The following is a 19,250-nucleotide window of genomic DNA, read 5'->3' on the forward strand; positions in this document are numbered from 1 at the left end:
CATCGCACTGGCGCCACGAGTGCCGTACGGCAGGTCCGCAAGGTTCCGTAGAGCCCGGAAGGTCACTCTCTGGTACGGGCCGCCCGCACATACACCGATTCCGTTCCGGACGCATCGCCCATATGGGCTGCATCACGTCAACTCTGTGCTTACACCGGTGCACTCGCGGCAATAAGAAACGGTATGTCGAGCTGCTGCCTGGAGGCTGGAGCATGAGCATCTGGTGGTCACTCCACTTGAGGCGGGAAGCTGCGAGCGTCCCGCTGGCCAGACGCCTGCTGCTCGGCACGATGGAGTCGGCGGGCGTCGACCCCGACATCTCCTACGACCTGTCCGTGGCCCTCAGCGAGGCCTGCGCGAACGCCGTCGAGCACGGCGGAGGCACCGTGCCCTCGGAGGCGTACCGGGTCACCGCCTACCTCGACGGCGAGAAGTGCCGCATCGAGGTCACCGACTCGGGGCCGGGCTTCGCCCCCTCCCCGTCCCCCCGTCCCGTCCGCGCCGACTCCGAGCACGGCCGGGGCCTCTATCTGATCCGCGAACTCGCCGACCACGTCCACGTCGCCGTCAAGCCCGGCCGCGCGGGCACGATCGTCAGCTTCGACAAGATCCTCAAGTGGCGCGAGGACGCGCCGTTGCTGGCGGTGTGAGGCGCGCGGGGCGGCGGAGCGCCGTAAGGGTCGCGACCGCGCGACGTCCCAACTGCCGAAGTGCTCCCCGGGATTCACAGCTCGTTCTCAGTCTCGCCCTACGTCCCTGACGGGCCGTGCCCCTACGGTCGCGGCCATGACGGGCACCCGCGAGGACGAGACGCTGGCGCGGGCCGCGGTGGCCGCGCTGACCGGGCAGCTCGCCCTGGCCCCCAAGCCGGGGCTGCCCGACCCGCGTGACCTCGGCGCCCGCGCCCTGTGCCCGGACCACGGTTCCCTGCGCTGGTCGGCCAAGGCGCTGGCGCCGGGCCTCGCGGCGATGGCGGCCGCCGCCCGCCGCACCGGTGCGCCCACTTCGGTGCTCCGTGCGGAACTCGGCGCGATCGGCCGGTCCACCGAACACTCGGTGGGCCTGGCCGGCGGCGGCCACCGCGGCGCGCTGTGGGCGCTCGGCCTGCTCGTCGCGGCGGCCGCGTTCGACCCCCTGGCCGGGGGACGCGATGTGGCCGCCGCCGCCAAGAAGATCGCCGCTCTCACGGACAGGGGCGCCCCGCGCAGACCGTCGCGCGGCTCGTCGGTCTCGGTGAAGTACGGCGCGGCGGGCGCCCGGGGCGAGGCCCGCGCCGGCTTCCCGCACGTACGGCGGGCGCTGGACGCCCTCGCCCGGTCCCGCTCGGCCGGCGCCACGGAGACGCAGGCACGGCTGGACGCCCTGCTCACCGTGATGTCCACCCTCCAGGACACGGAACTGCTCCACACCGCGGGCCCCTTGGGGCTGCGGCACGTGCAGGCGGGGGCGCGAGACGTCCTCGACGCGGGCGGCACGGCGACCGAGCAGGGCACCGAGGCCCTGCGGACCCTGGACGCCGATCTGCACGCGCGCGCATGGAGCCCGCGGGGCAGCGCGGGCCTGCTCGCGGGAGCCCTGTTCCTCGACGCGCTGCCGGCGGGCGCGAAGGTCCGGCCGGTCTGACCGAGGAGCGGGGGAGACGCAGGAGCGGGGTCACTCCCCCGCGAGCACCCTCCGCAACACCTCGAGTGCCTCCGGATACGCCCGCTCCCGCGGCGTCCCGTACCCGACGACGAGCCCCTGCGGCCGGTCCGGCCCCGGCGTGTGCCAGTGGTCGCCCAGGTGCCCGACCGCGAGCCCCTCCGCCTCGGCCCGCTTCAGCGCCTCCTCCTCGTCGGCGACCTCCACGAGCGCGTGCAGCCCGGCGGCGATCCCGCGCACCTCGCTCCGGCCGCCGACCCGGTCGAGAAGCTGGTCCCGGCGTCTTCGGTAGCGCAGCCGGCACGCGCGCACATGGCGGTCGTAGGCATGGCTGTCGATGAGTTCGGCGAGCGCCAGCTGGCCGATGGACTCGGTGTGGTGGTCGCTGTGCAGCTTGGCGTCGGCGACGTCGTCGACGAGGTGCGGCGGCAGCACCATCCAGCCGAGCCGCAGCGCGGGCCCGAGCGTCTTCGAGGCCGTGCCCAGATAGACGACCTGCCCCGGCGCCATCCCCTGGAGCGCGCCGACGGGCTGCCGGTCGTAGCGGAACTCCCCGTCGTAGTCGTCCTCGACGATCAGCCCGCCCCGCGCGCGTGCCCAGTCCGTGACCGCGCGCCGCCGCTCGGGGTGCAGCGTCACACCGGTCGGGTACTGATGGGCCGGCGTCACGACCACGGCCCCGGCGTCCCCCAGCTCCCGCGCGCACACGCCCCGTTCGTCGACCCGCACCGGCACGACGCTCCCGCCGTTGCGCCGCACCACCTCCCGGTGGAAGGGCAGCCCCGGGTCCTCCATGGCGATCGTGCCCCCGTCGAGCACCCGCGTGAGCAGTGCGAGCCCCTGCACGTACCCGGAGGTGATCACGATCCGTTCGGGCGGCGCGATGACCCCCCGGGCCCGCCCCAGATACCCCGACAGCGCGGTGCGCAGCTCTGTCCGGCCGCGCGGATCCCCGTAGTCGTACGCCAGCAGCGGCGCCGTCGCGATGGCCCGCCGCAGCGCCCGCAGCCAGGCCGCCGCCGGGAACGCCCCGACGTCCGGGCTGCCGGGCCGCAGATCGAAACGCGGCGTACGCGCGCGTGCCGCCGCCTCCGGCGCACCGGCGTCGAGCGAGGGCAACGAGGCGACCTGCGTCCCCGACCCCTGCCGCGCGGTCAGATACCCCTCGGCGACGAGCTGGTCGTACGCCGCCTTCGCCGTACCCCGGGAGATACCGAGCTCCTCGGCCAGCCGGCGGGTCGCCGGCAACCGGGTGCCGGGTGCCAGCCGCCCGTCCCGCACGGCGTCGCGCAGCGCCCGTTCGAGTCCGACCCGCCGCCCGTCGCCGTCATCGGTCTCGACATGCAGATCCACACCGACTCCGGCCAGGAAGTCGTTCACCTATCGAACCCCCGTGAGCAAGAGCGCCCCCTCGGGGGGCGGGGCACTGTCCATGTGCGGCTGCGCCGCGCGGGCGCGACCAGCCCTACGACTACCCGCAGACCGCAGACAAATGGCCGGGCACCGAACTCGTACCCGGCCGTCCGTCCAACCGTCAGCCCTTCAGCGAAGCCATCCAGGACTCGACCTCGTCCGACTGCCGGGGCAGCCCGGCGCTGAGGTTCCGGTTCCCGGACTCCGTCACCAGGATGTCGTCCTCGATCCGCACCCCGATGCCCCGGTACTCCTGCGGCACCGTCAGATCGTCGGCCTGGAAGTACAGCCCCGGCTCGACGGTGAGGCACATCCCCGGCTCCAGGGTGCCGTCGACGTACGACTCCACCCGCGCGGCGGCGCAGTCGTGCACGTCCAGGCCGAGCATGTGCCCGGTGCCGTGCAGCGTCCAGCGCCGCTGGAGCCCGAGCTCCAGCACCCGCTCCACGGGGCCCTCGACGAGCCCCCACTCGACGAGCCGCTCGGTGAGCACGCGCTGCGCGGCGTCGTGGAAGTCGCGGTACTTGGCGCCCGGCTTGACGGCCGCGATCCCGGCCTCCTGGGCGTCGTACACGGCGTCGTAGATCTTCTTCTGGATCTCGCTGAAGCGGCCGTTGACCGGCAGCGTGCGCGTGACGTCCGCGGTGTAGTACGTGTGCGTCTCGACACCGGCGTCCAGGAGCAGCAGCTCGCCGGAGCGCACCGCCCCGTCGTTGCGCACCCAGTGCAGCGTGCACGCGTGCGGCCCGGCTGCGGCGATGGTGCCGTAGCCGACGTCGTTGCCCTCCACACGGGCGCGCAGGAAGAACGTGCCCTCGATGTAGCGCTCCGAGGTCGCCTCGGCCTTGTCGAGGACCTTCACGACGTCCTCGAAGCCGCGCACGGTCGAGTCGACCGCCTTCTGCAGCTCGCCGACCTCGAACCCGTCCTTCACCAGCCGCGCCTCGGACAGGAAGACACGCAACTCGTCGTCCCGCTCGGCGGTGACCTTGTCGGTCAGGGCCGCCTCGATCTCCGCGTCGTACCCGCGCACCACGCGCACCGGGCCGGTGGCCTCGCGCAGGGTGCCGGCCAGCTCGCGCACGTCGGAGGCGGGGATGCCGTACAGCTTCCCGGCCTCGGTGAGGGAGTGCCGGCGCCCGACCCACAGCTCGCCCTGGCCGGACAGCCAGAACTCGCCGTTGTCGCGGTCGGAGCGCGGCAGGAGGTAGATCGTCGCCTCGTGGCCGTCGGCCGTGGGCTCCAGCACGAGGACGCCGTCCTCGGTCTGGTTGCCGGTGAGGTACGCGTACTCCACCGACGCACGGAACGCGTACTCCGTGTCGTTCGAGCGCGTCTTGAGGTTGCCCGCCGGGATCACCAGACGCTCGCCCGGGAAGCGGGCGGAGAGCGCGGCGCGGCGCGCGGCGGTCGCGGCGGCCTGGGCGATCGGCTCCAGGTCGTGCAGCTCCGTGTCGGCCCAGCCGGACTTCATGCTCTCGGCCAGCTCGTCGGAAACGCCCGGGTACAGGCCGTTCTTACGCTGCTTGATCGGCTCTTCGCTCTCTTCCGGGGTCTCCGGTGTGAGCTCGTCGGCCACGGTCATCCTCCTAGATACGGCACTGGACCCCCTCCATCGTACGGTCGTACGGAAGGGGGCCCAGGGTCGGAAGTCCTGTTCCGGCGGCTACTCGAAGCGCGCCGCCAGCAGCACGACGTCCTCATCGCACTCCGCCTCGTCCAGCCCGTCCGGCAGAACCGTCCGCAGCACGTGGTCGGCGATCGCGTCCGGGTCGTCGCGCAGCGCCCTGGGCACCCCGGCCGCCGCCGCGTGCAGCCGGGCGAAGGCGCGGTCGGTGGGGTCGCCGGTGCGGTGCAGCAGTCCGTCGGTGTAGAGCAGCACCGTCTCGCCGCGCTCCGCCTCCAGCTCCACGCTCGGCGCCTCCCAGCAGGCGAGCATGCCGAGCGGGGCGGACACCGACGTCTCCACGAACTCCGTGCGCCGCTCGCCGACCAGCAGCGGCGGGCAGTGCCCGGCACCCGCGAGCGTGATCTTGCGCAACGAGGGCTCGCAATAGGCGAACAGGGCGGTGGCGGAACGCGCGGGCTCGGTCAGCCGCAGCAGCAGTTCGAGATCGGACAGGACGGCGACCGGGTCCTCGCCCTCCATCACGGCGTAGGCGCGCAGGGACGCTCTCAGCCTCCCCATCGCGGCCACCGCGCTCGGCCCGGAGCCCGTCACCGAGCCCACCGCGAGCCCCAGCGCGGCGTCCGGCAGCGGCAGCGCGTCGAACCAGTCGCCGCCGCCGCGCGGACCGGTGCGGTGCCGGGCGGCGAGCTGGACGCCGGCCACGCGGGGGAGCCGGGACGGCAGCAGCTCCTCCGACATCGTCGCCATGCACGCGCGTGTGCGCTCCACCTCCACCAGCCGGGCCAGGTGCTCGCCTGCGTAGCGCGCGTAGAGCCCGACGAGGTGGCGCTGGCGTTCGTTCGGCTCGGCGGGCTCGTCGTACAGCCAGACCGCGGCGCCCAGCCGGCCCGCGCCGTCGCCGGCCAGGGGGAGGGCGTAGCACGCGGCGTAGCCGAGGCGGGCGGCCACCTCGCGGTGCCGCGGGTCGAGTCCGTCCTCGGCGAAGAGGTCCGGCTCGGCGATCTCGCCGTCCGCGCCCGGCAGTCCGTCGAGGATGCGGCCGTAGGACATGGCCCTGCGCGGCACCGTCTCGATGTGCCCGAGATCGGCTCGGGCGAGGCCGAGGCCGATCGTCGTGTCGGGGCCGAGTCCGTCGCCGGGTTCCAGGGCGACGAGTCCGCGCCGCGCGCCCACGAGGGCGGCTCCGGCGCGCAGCAGTTCCGTCAGGGCGTCGGCCAGTGCGTCCGTGCGGGCCAGGCGTTCGGTGAGTTCGTGCAGAGTCGTGAGGTCCGAGACCCAGCCGGCGAGCCGGTCGGTGAGCAACGCACCTGGTGGGTGCGGCGGAGAGACCGGAGAACTGCCGGAAGCTGCGGGCGCGGGCGCGACAGTGTGTGCGGGCGAGGGAACCGTTGAATCGATTCCAGCCACTTTCGGAAGGTGAGGGGCGTTCATGGCGTCCGGCTTTCCGACCGGTGCGTACTGCTCAAAAGCATCGCAAACCCCCATGTCATTCTGCGTCGCCAGCAGTGTCTCCACATGTACACGCACTCGTGAGGGGATGTCCAGCATTGTCCTGCCGGGATTCCTGGTGTCCAGGGGTAAGCAGTGGTCCCTCCGCCTAAAAGCAAATTTGGCTTAAAACTGCCTCGGGTTACGGCTTATTGCGGTCGACTGGGTTTGCTCCACAGAGCGTCACAGCGGTCGTGATGGGTACGTACTCGGTGAAGGCCAGGGGTGGTTGCCGCCACCCGGAACCTGGTGCCCGACCCGGGCGTCTTAGCCACCGACGACCGTGCCCCATCCTCCCGTGGCAGAGGCGAAGAGAAATACACGGGACGGCAAAACGCCAGACTTCGCCACCCCCGCGCCACGCCCATGCTTTTGATGGATGCAGCATGGACGAGGCTGCCACGGATGCAGTCAACGTTCGACCCATAGGGGTTCCCCGTGCCCACGGCCGGGGTGTGATGCGCCAACAGGTACGCACAGTGAAGTGATCGACACATGGTGTGATGTGGCCCACGGTGTTGCCAGCGGTGCAACGGAAAGGAACGAGCGCTCATGCGCGAGATCCTCGGAAGGCGACGCAGGCTCCTGTCCCAGCGCAACGACGGAAGGCCTGAGTTGATCGGCGCGGCCCTGACCTTCGCCACCGAATGGCAGTGGCCCGTGCTCCCGGGTGTGACGGCGGACCCGCAGGCACGCTCCCGCTGCGGCTGCCCGGACGCGGACTGCACGGTGCCCGGTGCACACCCCTTCGACCCCGGCCTCCTCGCGGCCACCACCGACGCCCGGATGGTGCGCTGGTGGTGGAGCAACCGGCCGGCCGCGCCCATCGTCCTGGCCACCGGAGGCAGCGCGCCCTGCGCCGTGAGCCTGCCGGCACTCGCCGCCGCGCACACGCTCACCGCGCTCGACCGGGTGGGCATCCGCCTCGGCCCGGTCGTCGCCTCGCCGAGCCGCTGGGCGATCCTCGTGCGGCCGTACTCCATGGAGCAGCTCGGCGAACTGCTCTACGCCAAGGACTTCGTCCCCGGCGCCCTCCGCTTCCACGGCGAGGGCGGTTACCTCGCCCTGCCCCCGTCCGAGACCGGCGAGGGCGAGATCCGCTGGGAGCGCGCGCCACTGCCCGGATCGGCCTCCCCGTGGGTCCCCGATGTCGAGGCCGTGGTGGATGCCGCCGTAGAGGCCCTCACTCGTACGGGTGTGAGCGCGCCCGAGTTGTAGGGGTGTCGGGCGCGCACGGGTCCGTGCGCCCCCGAGCGGTGGCTATCTTCCGCATCATGCTGCGTAATTCTGGGGGACGGCCCTCAGACCCCCGAAAGGTTCGTCTTCTCGCCCTGGTGGGCATCGTGGCATGCGCGGTCGCGCTGCCGCTGGCCGTGGCGTCCGCGGGACCGGCGGGCGACGAGGACCGCACGGTCGTCCGTGCTCCCGCGCGCGAAACCGTCCGGTCCTCCCCGCGCGACGAGGACGCCAAGGCGAGCTCCGCCACCCCCGCCGGCTCCCCCCTGCTGCTCGGCCTCGGCCTGGCCACCGCCGTCCGCTGCGGTCCCGAACTCACCTCCCCCGACGGCATCGAGGCGCAGACCTGTGTGCTCACGCAGGGCGACGAGACCTGGGCGCGCACCTACTACCGCAATGTGACGGGCGGGGCGCTGGACTCCGTGCTGAGTCTCATGGGGCCGCGCGGCCGCACGGTGCAGATGAAGTGCGTAGTGGGCGCCGACGACGAGCCGGGAATGTGCGAGACGCCCCGGCAGCACGGCCGGGGCGAGCCCTCCGCCTACACGGCCGTCGCGGAATTCGCGGGGCAGGCGGCGAACGGTCCGTTGCTGCTCCGTTCCGGTAGCAACTCCTCGGCGGCCACCGGTAGTTGACTTCCAGTTGCATTCTGTAAAGAAGCTGCGGACAGAAAAGGCCCGGTTGCTGGCGACGGGGGATGCACCAGCAACCGGGCTACTCGAACGGTAACAAGAGATCGGCGGTTCGCAAATTCGATCCCGACTTTCCAGTCACGTATTTGCTTGAACCGAGCGGGACTTGCGAACGGGCAGGCCGATTCCGGAAGATCGGGTTCAGCTGACCGGTCGGTCAGCCGGACCCGATCGTGCCGGATCCGTCAACTGAGCGTGACCTGCCGGTTGGTGAGGCCGCCGCGGGCGCGGCGCTCCTCGGCGGTCAGCGGCCCGTCCGCGGCGAGGGCCGTCGTCAGACGCTCGGCGAACTCGGCCGCCGGCTTCTCGACATCCTCCGCGCCGACCCCGCTCGGCAGGTCCCAGACCGGCACGGTGAGGCCGTGAGCGCGGAAGGAACCCACGAGACGGGTGCCTTCACCGAGGCTTGAGCGGCCCGCCGCGTGCAGCCGCGCGAGGGCGTCCAGAAGCTGCTCCTCCGGATGCGGCATGACCCAGCGCAGGTGGTTCTTCTCCGGGGTCTCGCACCAGTAGGCGGCGTCCACGCCGGTGAGCCTGGCGGTGGGGATGGCCGCGGCGTTGGCCCGCTCCAGCGAGGCGGTCACCTCCGGCGTGCTGTTCTCCGCGTCCGGGACCCAGAACTCGAAGCCGCTGTGCACAACTGGCTCGAACGCGCCTTCGGGATCGAGGAGATCCTGCAGCCGCGGACCGCCGGCCGGAGCGCGGCGGCCCTCGACCGGCGTGCCCGGCCGGGCGGCCAGCGCACGCTGGAGGTTGTCGGCGAGGTCGCGGCTGACGTCGCCGGAGGCCGTGTCGTTCTGCAGGCCCAGGAGCACCGAGCCGTCGTCGCGGCGCAGCGCCGGCCACGCCATCGGCAGCACGGTCGCGAGGGTCAGGGACGGGACGCCCTCGGGCAGGCCGCCCTTCAGGGTCAGCTCGACGGTGGCCGCGGGCACCAGCTCGCGCAGCGCCACCCAGTCGCACTCGCCGGCCAGGCCCTCGAAGGGGCGGTGCACCAGCTCGGTCGCGGCGTGTGCGGCGGCCCGTCCGTGACAGGCCTTGTAGCGCCGGCCGCTGCCGCACGGGCAGGGCTCGCGCGCGCCGACGACCGGGACCTCTCCGTCCGTGATCTGCGGCTTGGCCTTCGTCTGGGGTCGCTTCTTGGCCATCGTGGGTGTCTCCCGGTTACGGCTCGTCTGGTACGGCGGGAGCCTAGCCGTTCACACGATGACTGACGGGAACCTGCGGCCCGTTCACTTCGGATCCGGCGGACAACCCGGTCCGGTGGGTCCGGTCAGTCCCGGTCGTCGAAGGCGTCCGCGAAACCCCGGCCCGGCATCCGCGGAATCCTCGCCGCCGACGAGGTGGTGACGCGCGTAGGAAAGGCCTCGCGGACCGGGCCGGGTTCGCGGTCCGGGATGCCCTCGTGCACCACGACCCACACGGTGACCTCGCCGCGGGCGTCGTCCCGGACACCCCAGTCGTCGGCCAGTGCGGTGATGATGTTCAGGCCTCGGCCGCCGTGCGCCGTTATCGACGGGGTGGCCGGAGCCGGGCGGGTGGGTCCGCCACCGTCCGTGACCTCCACCGTGAGCCGGCCGCCGCGGTCCACGCGCCAGGCCGCCCGTACGTCGCCGTCCCCGGCGAGGGCGTCACCCAGTGGCCGGCCGTGCTTGCACGCGTTGCTCAAGAGTTCGGACAGAATCAGTACTGCATCGTCGATGACCGTGTCCGACACACCGCCCGTGCGCAGTTGCTCGCGCATGCGATGCCTCGCCTGCCCCACGCCCGCAGGACCATGGGGTACGGCCATGCTCGACGACGTCGGCACCTCCTGTGCCACCACCAACGCCACCCCCGAGACCTCCTTTGCCCCACGCCACGGTGTGGATGCCCCATTGGCCTGTACCGGAAACCGGCCATTCCACGTTCAGTGACGCATTCGCAACGATCGAACACGGAGCGAACGCGCCGGAGCACTCCCTGTAGTCGTATGGCCGGATTTCGACTGTGACCAAGTCTGGAGAATGGTGCCGAAGGGGTGCATGGGTCAAGGGTTCTTCACAGGTCTTTACCACTGAAGCGGGTTCGGACAGTGACGAAAGCGGCTCAGCGGTCGAGCCGGTGCAGAACGGCGCGTGGCCGGTTGGTGATGATGGCGTCGACGCCCAGGCCGACGCAGAGTTCCACGTCCTCGGGCTCGTTCACGGTCCATACGTGAACCTGGTGCCCGGCCCGCTTCAGTCGCTCGATGTACGCGGGGTGGTTGCGCACGATCCTGATGGAGGGGCCCGCGATCCGGACACCCGCGGGCAGCCGTCCGTCGCGCAGCCGGGGCGAGACGAACTGCAGCAGATACACCGTCGGCAGCGACGGCGACGCCGCCTGTACGCGGTGCAGCGACCGCGCGGAGAAGCTCATGACGCGCACCGGCGACTCCTCGGCGGAGGCCGGAGCGTCCAGGCCGAAACGCTTCAGCTGCATCAGCAGCCGTTCCTCCACCTGTCCGGCCCAACGGGTCGGGTGCTTGGTCTCGATCGCCAGCTCCACCCGCCGGCCCGCGTCCGCGACCAGCTCCAGCAGCCGCTCCAGCGTCAGTACGGAGGTGTCCTGGGGGTCCTCCGGCAGGAACTCCCAGTCGGGCTCCTCGTCGCGGTTGCGCCAGAACTCCCTGGTCTTGCGCGAGCCGAAGTCCAGGGCGGCGAGATCGGCCAGCTCCAGCGCGGACACCGCACCCCGCCCGTTGGACGTACGGTTGACGCGACGGTCGTGGACGCAGACGAGATGGCCGTCCGCCGTCAGGCGTACATCGCACTCGAGGGCGTCGGCACCGTCCTCGATCGCCTTCTTGTACGCGGCCAGGGTGTGCTCGGGGGCCTCTTCGGAGGCTCCGCGGTGGGCGACGACTTGGGTCCGGTGCTGCCGTGCGTGAGTCACCGCGTCATGGTGCCACCGCAGCTGGGTAGTCGTGCGATCGGAGGAGCATAGATTGCGCCCCTTTTGCCTGTCATGGCCTATATAAGGAATGGCGCCAGACCCACAGGCACCGCTTATGGTGCCCTGACGGCCCATGGGAAAGGCTGACGGCATACAAAAGAACAAGCACAGCTGCATCGCGCCGGACCGTCGACCAACGTGAACGAGCGTGACCGAGTGCGACCGAGAAGAACAGCCGTGGACCGAGGAGACAAGCTGTGAGCACCGAGAACGAGGGCACTGCGGTACCCCCGGCCCCGTCCGCACCCCCCGTGCCGGTGGACGCTCCCACTCCCTCGGCACCCGACGCCTCCGGGGGGAGCGCCCCGACGGCGCCGCTTCCGCCGGTGCCTCCGAGCGCCCCCGGCGCCCCGGAGCAGGAGTTGGTGCACGCGGGTCACACCCCCGCCTACGCGTCGGCGGGTTCGCAGGACCCCCAGGGGCCGGGCGCCCCGCAGGGCCACGGGCCCGGAGGGTCCCAGGGCTCGGCCCCGGACGCCTCCTGGCCGCCCCCGCCGCCCGCCACGCCGTCCTACTCCGACCCGGGCTCCGGCGGCGGTGCGCACTCCGGCGGTTCCGACTCGGGCGGCTCGGGCACCGGATGGGGCACCACTTACCAGCAGCCCGCGCCGAAGTCGGGCCGCGGCGGTCTCGTCGCCGCGATACTGGTGGCCGCGCTCGTCGCCGGCGGCCTGGGCGGCGGCCTCGGCTACACACTGGCCAAGAACAACGACTCCTCCGGCTCCACGACGGTCTCCGCCTCCGACAGCGGCGGCTCCGTCAAGCGCGACCCCGGCACGGTGGCGAACGTGGCCGCCAAGTCGCTGCCCAGCACGGTGACCATCCAGGCCGAGTCCACCAGCGGTGAGGGCGGCACGGGCACCGGCTTCGTCTTCGACACCCAGGGCCACATCGTCACCAACAACCACGTCGTCGCGGACGCGGTCGACGGCGGCAAGCTCACCGCGACGTTCCCGAGCGGCAAGAAGTACGACGCCGAGGTCGTCGGTCACGCACAGGGCTACGACGTGGCGGTCATCAAGCTCAAGAACGCCCCGTCCGACCTCAAGCCGCTGACCCTCGGCAACTCCGACAAGGTGGCCGTGGGCGACTCCACGATCGCGATCGGCGCTCCCTTCGGCCTCTCCAACACGGTGACGACGGGCATCATCAGCGCCAAGGACCGCCCGGTCGCCTCCAGCGACGGCACCGGCAGCAACGCGTCGTACATGAGCGCCCTGCAGACGGACGCCTCGATAAACCCCGGCAACTCCGGCGGCCCGCTCCTCGACGCCTCGGGCAACGTCATCGGCATCAACTCCGCGATCCAGTCCACCAGCAGCGGCGGGCTCGGCGGCAGCGGCAGTCAGTCCGGCTCGATCGGCCTGGGCTTCGCCATCCCGATCAACCAGGCCAAGTTCGTCGCCCAGCAGCTGATCAAGAACGGCAAGCCGGTCTACGCGAAGATCGGCGCGTCGGTCTCCCTGGAGGACTCCAGCAGCGGCGCGAAGATCACCGAGCAGGGCGCCAGCGGCTCCGACGCCGTCGAGGCGGGCGGCCCCGCCGCCAAGGCCGGCCTCAAGCCCGGCGACGTGATCACCAAGCTCGACGACCACGTGATCGACTCCGGGCCCACCCTGATCGGCGAGATCTGGACCCACAAGCCCGGCGACCAGGTCACGATCACCTACCAGCGTGACGGCAAGACCCACACGGTCCAGCTCACCCTCGGCTCCCGCACGGGCGACAGCTGACCCACCGACCCACGCGCGCGTGCCTCCCCGGGTTCGCGACATCTGGCCCACGCGCGCGCGTGCCCACCCGTTACTCTTGTCCCCGCGCTGTTCGTGATCGACGGCGCGGGGAGGCGTGCCCGAGCGGCCGAAGGGAACGGTCTTGAAAACCGTCGTGGCAGCGATGTCACCGTGGGTTCAAATCCCACCGCCTCCGCCCACGTCACAGACGTAGCAGGTCAGAAGGGGTGCCACTCTCTGGAAGGGCACCCCTTCTGCATGCCCCCTGTCTCACCCTGAGTCGCCCCTATCCCAGCTTTGACCAGTGCGTATGGGCCATCTGTGGGCCAGGATTCAGGCTCGCTCTCCCTCATCGAGCGCTCGGGCGATCAGGCTGTTTGAATGCTGCTGGCCACCCTTAAGGATCTTCGCGTAGAAGCGGTACAGCACCGCGATGCTGTGGCCGGCGCGCGCAGCGACCTCCGCGGGGTCCACCCCCGATTTGATCCAGAGCGATACGCCCGCGTGTCGAAGGGAGTACGGCACCGCCGCGAGGTCGGACTTCACCTCGCCGGGGGTCAGTACAGCTCTTCGAGCGCCCTCCCACAGATCGCAGTATTCGGTAGACGCCACCCGCCCTCCCCGTGCTGCACGGGCACGGAAGAGCCGCCCATCCTCAGCTGTGCCGTAGCGGGCGATGTGCTCCCGGAGCAGATGCACAAGAACGGGCGGGATGGGGACGGTGCGCGTTGCTCCGCTCCTACGTCGCTTAAGGCCGCGCTTCTCGTAGGACGTGCCCTCATCCGTCCAGCCACCTCCCACCTCGGGGCGGCTTTCCCCTAGCAGCAGCTCGCCCCACTCCTTCACGGACTCTGGCGAGTTGGGAGGCAGGGTGCAGTCCGACTCTTTGAGCGCGACGATTTCCCCTGGTCGCATGGCCGCGTAGTAGAGGCACCCAAAGAAGGCATGCAGGTGCTTGCCGCGGGGCCCGGAATCGTGGACGGCCCCCAGCAGGGCGCGTGCCACGTCCGGGCCAGGCACGTACCGGAAATCGATCTCGTCGTCGCTCTCGGGGGGTGCCCAGTCCACACGCGGCAGTGGGTTCGCTGAGAGGAGCCCTTTCTCTTCAACCGTGTAGCGCAGCACGTTGCTCAGCACCATGCGCTTGCGCCTGGAGGTGTTCTCAGCGGCCTTACTGCCGTCCAAACGGAGTGACAGGGCCTCTAGTGCAGGACGTAGGAGCGCGGGGTCTTCCAGGTCTTTGACCTTGATGGAGTGGGCAGCGATCCAATCCAGCGCGCTTCGGATGTCAACGGGTGGCTCCTCCACCTCATGGCGCGCGATCCAAGTTCCGTCGGGACCGCGAACAGCCCGGAACGCCCATTGGTACAAGGCGGTGCGCAATACCGCTGCTCGGGGTGCTCCTCGCTTGCTGGTGACGAGTGCAGGGGTCACGACTGCGAGAGACTCCGCGATGCTCGCCCGGTGCTTGGCGGCGGCTCGCGGCCACTTCATCAGCACGTAACCGGTGACGTGTTCGTACCAGGACGGAGAGGTGCGAGCCCTCAATTCAGCCGCCGGCAGGCCCGTTTCCTCATCGAACTGCTGGTGGCCGCGTAGTGCAGTCATCAATTCCGAGCGGCGACCCTCGGCTTGCGGCTTGAGCTTGAAACTCCGGGAGTGCGGACGCTCCCCGACTCGCCAACGCAGTTCCCAGGGTTTCGGTCGGTCGGCGCGCTTGCGGATGGACCAAATGTCGACGTCGTACGTGAGCATCTGTCTCCAGACAGAACGAGGGGCCCGCGCTGAGCGCGGGCCCCGTTGAGGCAACGGACTTACGCGGCGTGCTGCTCGCAGCGCTCCCACCAAGCGTCGAGATCAGCGCGGCTGACGCGGACCTGGCCGTTGGGGAGCTTGCTGAGGCGGGGTGCTTGGCCGCGGGCGCGCATCCGATAGAAGGCGGCGCGGCTCATCTTGATCTCTGTGAGGACTTCGTTGAGGGTGAGCTTTTCGGAGCGTGCCATCGTTGCGACTCCTGGGTTCGGGCCTTCTGGGGAATCCGCAACATCCGCCACGCCGCAACATTGCTGGTCAACGGCTTGAATTTGTGGCGGATGCCGTTTGTGTTGCGGATAGGTCCCGCCACGCGAGGTGCGCGGCGGGACCGAGGGTGGGCAGCGTCAGCCGACGCTGCGGAGGGTGCGTGTGTCGGTTTCGGCGAACATGTGGCGGCTCTCGGAAGGGCCTTCCGCCACAGATTCACCCTCGCTGACCTGCGGTGTTGCGGATGTGGCGGATGTTGCGGACTTCTGGGGGTCCGGGGGGCAGTAGCGGGCCCAGGCGTCGCTGAGGTCTTCCGCGTAGTAGCCCTTGGGGGTCGTTGCACCGACCCGGATTCCGCGGGGCTTGATGGGCCTGTTGTCGGGCCGCACGTACTGGCTGAGGAGCTTGGACAGGGCACGTGCGGTGAGCGGTTTGATGCCCTGTCCGTCCTCGCTCATGTCGGCCCATGGGGCGTCGTCCAGGTTGAGGAGGACTTCCAGGATGGCCGCGGTGGGCATCCGGTCCACGCCGCAGTACACCTTGTCGCGCAGGTCGGTCAGCAGGCGTACCCCGAGAGATGCCTGATCGCCCTCGGACGCGGCCTTGATGAGCGCCACGCAGGCCGCGCGGGCCCGCTCGGGCCAGTGCCCGCCGGCCGCGTCCGCGACTGCGAGCAGGGGCTCCCACACGTCCGCCGGCCGGTCCGTGACGCCCTCGGGCATCTCCGGCCACGCTGCGGCGACCTGATCGTGCAGGGTGGCCGTCCACTCGGCGAGCCGGTCCCGCAACAGGTGGCCCTGCTTCTCGTGGATGCGCCGCCGGTAGGGCTCGCACTTTTCGTTGGGCGCCTTCTTCCGCATCCGGACGATGACCGAGCGGGTCAGGATCGTGTCGGGCAGCGAGCCGAGTCCGGCCATGGCGACCGCGCAGAATGACGGAAGGAACGCAGCCTTCTGGTCGGATCCCTCGCCGATGCAGCGCAGTGACTTGGCGCCGCGCCGGTATCCGGAGTTGAGGAACCCGCGGACTTCCTCGTTTCCGCCGGCCTTGGGCCCGAATACCGTGTCGATCTCGTCGAAGAGGAGGGTGGGGGTGCCCTCGTCTGCGGAGACGAGCCGGAACAGGGCGTTGGCGGAGGCGTTGACGGTGGTCGCAGCGCGCGGCGTGAGGGTCTCGATGATCTCCAGGGCTCGCGACTTTCCCGAGCCGGGTTCGGGGCTGAGGAACGCGATGCGGGCGGTGCCATCGAGCGCGTCCATCAGGTGCGCATGCGCGTCCCACAGGGTGACGGCGGTGTAGGCGTGTTCGGTGGGGAAGACGTTGAAGCGGCGGTGGAACGCTTCGACCTCATCGAGCAGGGCCGCGCCATCGATGGACGGCTCGGGCGTCGTGGTGCTGGTCATGCGGCGCTCCTCCTTTCCTGGGTGGTGCGGAGCGGGCAGACGTCGCGGTGCGTTGCGTGGTCGGCGATCAGTGCATGCACCTTGGGGTGGCCGACCGCGCTGCGGTTTCTGCCGCACAGGCAGGTCGATGTGGCGGTCGGGGTGGCGCCGCGCGGCGCGCAGATAGTGAGCCAGGCCACCGGGAACCGGCCGTCACCGGTAGGCGGGCCGGTGGGGTGCTGGTTGGGGGGAAGGGCTGAAAGGACGGCCTGGCGGCCGTCGTCCTTCGTGCCACGGCCGGTGTCCGCCTTGGCCGCTGACAGGCGCGGACGGAGCGGTGTGGGCGGGTGAGGCTTTTCAGGCGCGGGGCGGGGGTTCACGCGGCCTCCCGCGGCCGGCAGGTGCGAATCGACCAGTCCAGGGCGCTGCGGATGGTGGTGCCGCATTCGGTCGGGGACAGTCCGGCCGCCTCGCCCGCGCCCTGAAACGCCTCCTCGACCGCGTCCCGGGGGATCTCGCCCCAGGCGACGAACCGTCCCAGAGCGCGGGCGCCCGCCAACAGCCGGTTGTTCCGACCGCCTTCCGAGGAACCGCAGACGGCGGCCGTCTCACGTTCCAGCGCCACCGTGGCGCGGCGGGTGGCCTGTCCCGGGATCAGCAGCGGGGCGGGTGTCGCCTCGCGCGTGGGCGGGTTCTGGAGGTGGGACAGCAGCCAGGCGGGCAAGGCGGTCACGGGCGCTTCGTCGACCGCCTCGTAGACGCCCTGTGGGGTGGTGCTGCCCGCGGCGACGACATTGCCGCCCCACGCGCGGGTGTCGACGTAGGGGGCCACGGTGCCCGCGGTGTTGTGCAGGCGGACGTCCGGCGGGGCGGTGAAGTACAGGTGCATGCCGCCGGAGGGCGTCCGCACCGTGTACGTGGTCGGCCAGGGGTGGCCGGCGCGCTCGCAGAGCGCCATAAAGGACGTCGCGCCGCAAGGCGCGGCCGAACTGCCCTTCTGTTCTTGTCCTTTGGGCACATCCAGGTCGACGACGACCAGGCCCGAGGGCCCGGGGGCGTTGCCGACGTTGAACGCGCCCGCCGACCACGCGGCGCGGATGCGGTCGGGGTCGGTAGTGGCGCGCTGTTCCCACTTCACGTGCCCGCCGGCGCATTCACCGGTACGGGGGCAGGCCCGTTCGCCGTGCAGGACCGAGCCCTTGCCGCCGGGACGGAGCGGGTGGACGTACCAGCCGCGCGCGGCGGCTTGCAGCGCTGCGGACAGCAGCGCGGAGGGGTTGGGTTGGGGCATGCTGGAGGTTCCCCCGTTCTGTGGGCAGGACAAGGGAGCCGGGGCGGCCAGGGACTTTGGCGAGACGTGGCCGCCCCGGGCCGATCTAGAAGGGCGGCTCGTTGCCCGCCGCCGCGGGCTGGTTGTCCCCGGTGTTCCACGCGTCCCCCGACGCGCTGGCGCCGTTGCCGTTGCTGCTGGTGCGCTTGGCGTTGATCGTGACGGTGGTGAAGCGCAGGGAGGCGCCGATCTCGTCGACCTCGACGGCGAGCATGCTGCGGTTGTCGCCCTCCGGGGTCTGCCAGTCGTGCTGGCGGATGCGACCGGACAGCACGACCCGGGAGCCCTTGGCGAGGGATTCGGCGACGTGTTCGGCCAGCGCCCGCCAGGCGGCGCAGCGGAAGAACGTGGACGTGCCGTCCTTCCACTGGTTGGCCTCGCGGTCGAAGGTGCGCGGGGTGGAGGCGACGGTGAACTTGGCCAGGGCCTGGCCGGAGGCGGTGAACTTCAGTTCCGGATCGGCGGTCAGGTTGCCGATGATGGTGATCGGGGTCTCTCCGAACGACATGGTCACTCGCTTTCTGGTCGGGTCTATGCGTCGGGGTGGTCGGCGCAGTTGCAGTCCTGGGCCGGCCATTGGCAGTTGGGGCATCGGCCGGCGGCGATCAGAGCCGCGCGGCAGGCCTGTGTGCCGTCCTGCGAGGCCGCACCTTCCAGCCGCTGGGCGGCGGCGTGCAGCTTGGCGTCCAGCACGGCGGGCGGGTGGGTGGTGAAGGAGTGCAGGGCGACGGCGGCGGCGATGATGACGTCGCACAGTTCGCCGGCGACGTCCGCCGCGGTGTGGGTGGTGCCCTTGCGGGGGTTCTGGCCGGTGGCGCCGATGTAGGCGGCGGACGCCTCGCCCGCCTCCTCCACGACCTTGATCAGGCGCATCGCCGTTTCGTGCTCGCTCGTGCCGTTGGCCGCATTGAGGGCGGCGGTGATGCGGGCGGTGACCGGCCACAGGACGGCGCTCATACGGCGCCCTCCCGCACGATCTCCGCGTCGGCGGCCAGGTCGTCGACCTGCAACAGCAGGTTGCCGAGCTGGCGGCGGGTGATCTGCGGCTGTAGGTCGCCGGTAACCCGTCGTTGTCCCAGCACAGTTCGACGGTGACGATCTCGTCCGGGTCGATGTCCATCAGGGTTCCTTGCGTGCGTCGACATCGTGGGGTTCGGGCCGGTGATCGGCGGTGACGTACAGGCGGGTGCGCTTGCCGTCGCGGGTGGGGTACTGGCGGGCCGGACCGGCGTCGAACGCGGCGGCCAGCGTCTGGCTGACGCGGTCGGCGTCGTCCGGCTCGCAGATGATCCGGATCTCGAACACGGTGCTCCTTTCGCAGGTCAGCGCGTGGGGCTGGAGAGCCTGATGGTGATGCGACCAGCACCGCCGTGGCTGGTGTCAGGCTGCGCGCCCGGGATCGTGTGCGTGCTGCTTGGGCCGGACGTAGACGGTGCGGGCGTGGTGTGGCCCGGGTGCGGTTGCTGGGTTCCGTCCTGGTGGGTGCCGAGGTACAGGCCGATGAGTAATCCGGCGATGGCGAGGACCTTGTGTCGGTTGGCCTTCCACCAGGTCGGAGCCGGTACCTCGGTGAGTACGCCTATGACGGTCGGGGCTTTCGCCAAATCGGGTCTCCTTCGCGAGCGCGGCGGTGGGTGCGGCCGGACGGCCTGTTCAGTCCTCGTTCACCGCGCCGGAGCGTGTGGGGCGAGGACTGGACGGGGCGTC

General features: G+C 71.0%; 20 protein-coding genes and 1 tRNA gene. 6 read left to right on the plus strand and 15 right to left on the minus strand.

From position 1 onward, the window contains the following. Positions 1-212 precede the first annotated feature (212 nt). Positions 213-650, plus strand: a complete 438-nt coding sequence (locus tag ACGFYN_RS16015) for an ATP-binding protein (RefSeq protein WP_393866427.1) — start codon at positions 213-215, stop codon at positions 648-650. Between the two features lie 136 nt (positions 651-786). Beyond that, positions 787-1,623, plus strand: a complete 837-nt coding sequence (locus ACGFYN_RS16020; protein WP_393866428.1) for a triphosphoribosyl-dephospho-CoA synthase — start codon at positions 787-789, stop codon at positions 1,621-1,623. 30 nt (positions 1,624-1,653) lie between these two features. Here the strand turns inward: ACGFYN_RS16020 and ACGFYN_RS16025 are convergent, their stop codons facing one another. The 3 genes from ACGFYN_RS16025 to ACGFYN_RS16035 all read right to left on the minus strand — a co-directional run bounded on the left by ACGFYN_RS16025 (position 1,654) and on the right by ACGFYN_RS16035 (position 6,232). Next, on the minus strand, positions 1,654-3,021 hold the full coding sequence (locus tag ACGFYN_RS16025; protein WP_393866429.1) for a PLP-dependent aminotransferase family protein: 1,368 nt from the start codon (positions 3,019-3,021) through the stop codon (positions 1,654-1,656). 154 nt (positions 3,022-3,175) lie between these two features. Beyond that, a complete protein-coding gene (locus tag ACGFYN_RS16030; protein WP_393866430.1) occupies positions 3,176-4,633 on the minus strand; it encodes an aminopeptidase P family protein in 1,458 nt (485 codons plus the stop codon). Between the two features lie 87 nt (positions 4,634-4,720). Next, complete coding sequence (locus tag ACGFYN_RS16035; protein ID WP_393866431.1) at positions 4,721-6,232, minus strand: PP2C family protein-serine/threonine phosphatase; 1,512 nt, start codon at positions 6,230-6,232, stop codon at positions 4,721-4,723. A 492-nt stretch (positions 6,233-6,724) separates the two neighbouring features. On the opposite strand from ACGFYN_RS16035, the gene ACGFYN_RS16040 reads away from it, so the two are divergent. Together ACGFYN_RS16040 and ACGFYN_RS16045 are read left to right on the plus strand one after the other, a co-directional pair. Further along, the gene (locus ACGFYN_RS16040) at positions 6,725-7,390 is read left to right on the plus strand and encodes a bifunctional DNA primase/polymerase (protein WP_393866432.1); all 666 of its coding nucleotides are present in this window, start codon (positions 6,725-6,727) and stop codon (positions 7,388-7,390) included. 56 nt (positions 7,391-7,446) lie between these two features. After that, a complete protein-coding gene (locus tag ACGFYN_RS16045) occupies positions 7,447-8,043 on the plus strand; it encodes a hypothetical protein (RefSeq protein WP_393866433.1) in 597 nt (198 codons plus the stop codon). A 242-nt stretch (positions 8,044-8,285) separates the two neighbouring features. Here ACGFYN_RS16045 and ACGFYN_RS16050 read toward each other — a convergent pair whose 3' ends face one another. The 3 genes from ACGFYN_RS16050 to ACGFYN_RS16060 form a co-directional block, all read right to left on the minus strand. Continuing rightward, on the minus strand, positions 8,286-9,248 hold the full coding sequence (locus ACGFYN_RS16050) for a DUF5926 family protein (protein ID WP_393866434.1): 963 nt from the start codon (positions 9,246-9,248) through the stop codon (positions 8,286-8,288). Between the two features lie 125 nt (positions 9,249-9,373). Continuing rightward, the gene (locus ACGFYN_RS16055; protein ID WP_393866435.1) at positions 9,374-9,934 is read right to left on the minus strand and encodes an ATP-binding protein; all 561 of its coding nucleotides are present in this window, start codon (positions 9,932-9,934) and stop codon (positions 9,374-9,376) included. 254 nt (positions 9,935-10,188) lie between these two features. Continuing rightward, positions 10,189-11,016, minus strand: a complete 828-nt coding sequence (locus tag ACGFYN_RS16060; protein WP_393866436.1) for a glycerophosphodiester phosphodiesterase — start codon at positions 11,014-11,016, stop codon at positions 10,189-10,191. Between the two features lie 257 nt (positions 11,017-11,273). Between ACGFYN_RS16060 and ACGFYN_RS16065 the strand changes: the two genes are divergently transcribed. Together ACGFYN_RS16065 and ACGFYN_RS16070 are read left to right on the plus strand one after the other, a co-directional pair. Continuing rightward, positions 11,274-12,809, plus strand: a complete 1,536-nt coding sequence (locus ACGFYN_RS16065; protein ID WP_393866437.1) for a S1C family serine protease — start codon at positions 11,274-11,276, stop codon at positions 12,807-12,809. 109 nt (positions 12,810-12,918) lie between these two features. Beyond that, positions 12,919-13,005, plus strand: a tRNA-Ser gene (locus tag ACGFYN_RS16070). 137 nt (positions 13,006-13,142) lie between these two features. On the opposite strand, the gene ACGFYN_RS16075 is transcribed toward ACGFYN_RS16070, so the two are convergent. From ACGFYN_RS16075 to ACGFYN_RS16115, 9 genes are all read right to left on the minus strand, one after another. Next, a complete protein-coding gene (locus ACGFYN_RS16075) occupies positions 13,143-14,564 on the minus strand; it encodes a tyrosine-type recombinase/integrase (protein ID WP_393866438.1) in 1,422 nt (473 codons plus the stop codon). A 59-nt stretch (positions 14,565-14,623) separates the two neighbouring features. Then, positions 14,624-14,812, minus strand: a complete 189-nt coding sequence (locus ACGFYN_RS16080) for a helix-turn-helix transcriptional regulator (protein WP_393866439.1) — start codon at positions 14,810-14,812, stop codon at positions 14,624-14,626. Between the two features lie 156 nt (positions 14,813-14,968). Next, a complete protein-coding gene (locus ACGFYN_RS16085) occupies positions 14,969-16,234 on the minus strand; it encodes a DUF3631 domain-containing protein (protein WP_393866440.1) in 1,266 nt (421 codons plus the stop codon). A 355-nt stretch (positions 16,235-16,589) separates the two neighbouring features. Further along, entirely contained in the window at positions 16,590-17,504 is a 915-nt protein-coding gene (locus ACGFYN_RS16090) for a bifunctional DNA primase/polymerase (protein ID WP_393866441.1), read from the minus strand. An 85-nt stretch (positions 17,505-17,589) separates the two neighbouring features. Beyond that, positions 17,590-18,051, minus strand: coding sequence for a single-stranded DNA-binding protein (gene ssb / locus ACGFYN_RS16095; RefSeq protein ID WP_393866442.1), 462 nt, complete (start codon positions 18,049-18,051; stop codon positions 17,590-17,592). 23 nt (positions 18,052-18,074) lie between these two features. Next, complete coding sequence (locus ACGFYN_RS16100; protein ID WP_393866443.1) at positions 18,075-18,500, minus strand: MazG-like family protein; 426 nt, start codon at positions 18,498-18,500, stop codon at positions 18,075-18,077. Beyond that, complete coding sequence (locus tag ACGFYN_RS16105; protein WP_393866444.1) at positions 18,497-18,625, minus strand: hypothetical protein; 129 nt, start codon at positions 18,623-18,625, stop codon at positions 18,497-18,499. The genes ACGFYN_RS16100 and ACGFYN_RS16105 overlap by 4 nt, the downstream gene beginning before the upstream one ends. Before the next feature lie 37 nt (positions 18,626-18,662). Next, positions 18,663-18,848, minus strand: coding sequence for a hypothetical protein (locus ACGFYN_RS16110; protein ID WP_393866445.1), 186 nt, complete (start codon positions 18,846-18,848; stop codon positions 18,663-18,665). 17 nt (positions 18,849-18,865) lie between these two features. Then, entirely contained in the window at positions 18,866-19,147 is a 282-nt protein-coding gene (locus ACGFYN_RS16115) for a hypothetical protein (RefSeq protein ID WP_393866446.1), read from the minus strand. Positions 19,148-19,250 lie beyond the last annotated feature (103 nt).

Origin of the sequence: Streptomyces sp. NPDC048419, from assembly GCF_043200415.1 — a bacterium.
Lineage (GTDB): Bacteria > Actinomycetota > Actinomycetes > Streptomycetales > Streptomycetaceae > Streptomyces.

Bases quoted from the DNA above. Each gene is read 5' to 3' on its own strand.
- ACGFYN_RS16050 (WP_393866434.1), bottom strand. From the start codon at position 9,248: ATGGCCAAGAAGCGACCCCAGACGAAGGCCAAGCCGCAGATCACGGAC.
- ACGFYN_RS16080 (WP_393866439.1), bottom strand. From the start codon at position 14,812: ATGGCACGCTCCGAAAAGCTCACCCTCAACGAAGTCCTCACAGAGATC.
- ACGFYN_RS16020 (WP_393866428.1), top strand. From the start codon at position 787: ATGACGGGCACCCGCGAGGACGAGACGCTGGCGCGGGCCGCGGTGGCC.
- ACGFYN_RS16100 (WP_393866443.1), bottom strand. From the start codon at position 18,500: ATGAGCGCCGTCCTGTGGCCGGTCACCGCCCGCATCACCGCCGCCCTC.
- ACGFYN_RS16075 (WP_393866438.1), bottom strand. From the start codon at position 14,564: ATGCTCACGTACGACGTCGACATTTGGTCCATCCGCAAGCGCGCCGAC.
- ssb (WP_393866442.1), bottom strand. From the start codon at position 18,051: ATGTCGTTCGGAGAGACCCCGATCACCATCATCGGCAACCTGACCGCC.
- ACGFYN_RS16085 (WP_393866440.1), bottom strand. From the start codon at position 16,234: ATGACCAGCACCACGACGCCCGAGCCGTCCATCGATGGCGCGGCCCTG.
- ACGFYN_RS16015 (WP_393866427.1), top strand. From the start codon at position 213: ATGAGCATCTGGTGGTCACTCCACTTGAGGCGGGAAGCTGCGAGCGTC.
- ACGFYN_RS16035 (WP_393866431.1), bottom strand. From the start codon at position 6,232: ATGCTGGACATCCCCTCACGAGTGCGTGTACATGTGGAGACACTGCTG.
- ACGFYN_RS16040 (WP_393866432.1), top strand. From the start codon at position 6,725: ATGCGCGAGATCCTCGGAAGGCGACGCAGGCTCCTGTCCCAGCGCAAC.
- ACGFYN_RS16045 (WP_393866433.1), top strand. From the start codon at position 7,447: ATGCTGCGTAATTCTGGGGGACGGCCCTCAGACCCCCGAAAGGTTCGT.
- ACGFYN_RS16090 (WP_393866441.1), bottom strand. From the start codon at position 17,504: ATGCCCCAACCCAACCCCTCCGCGCTGCTGTCCGCAGCGCTGCAAGCC.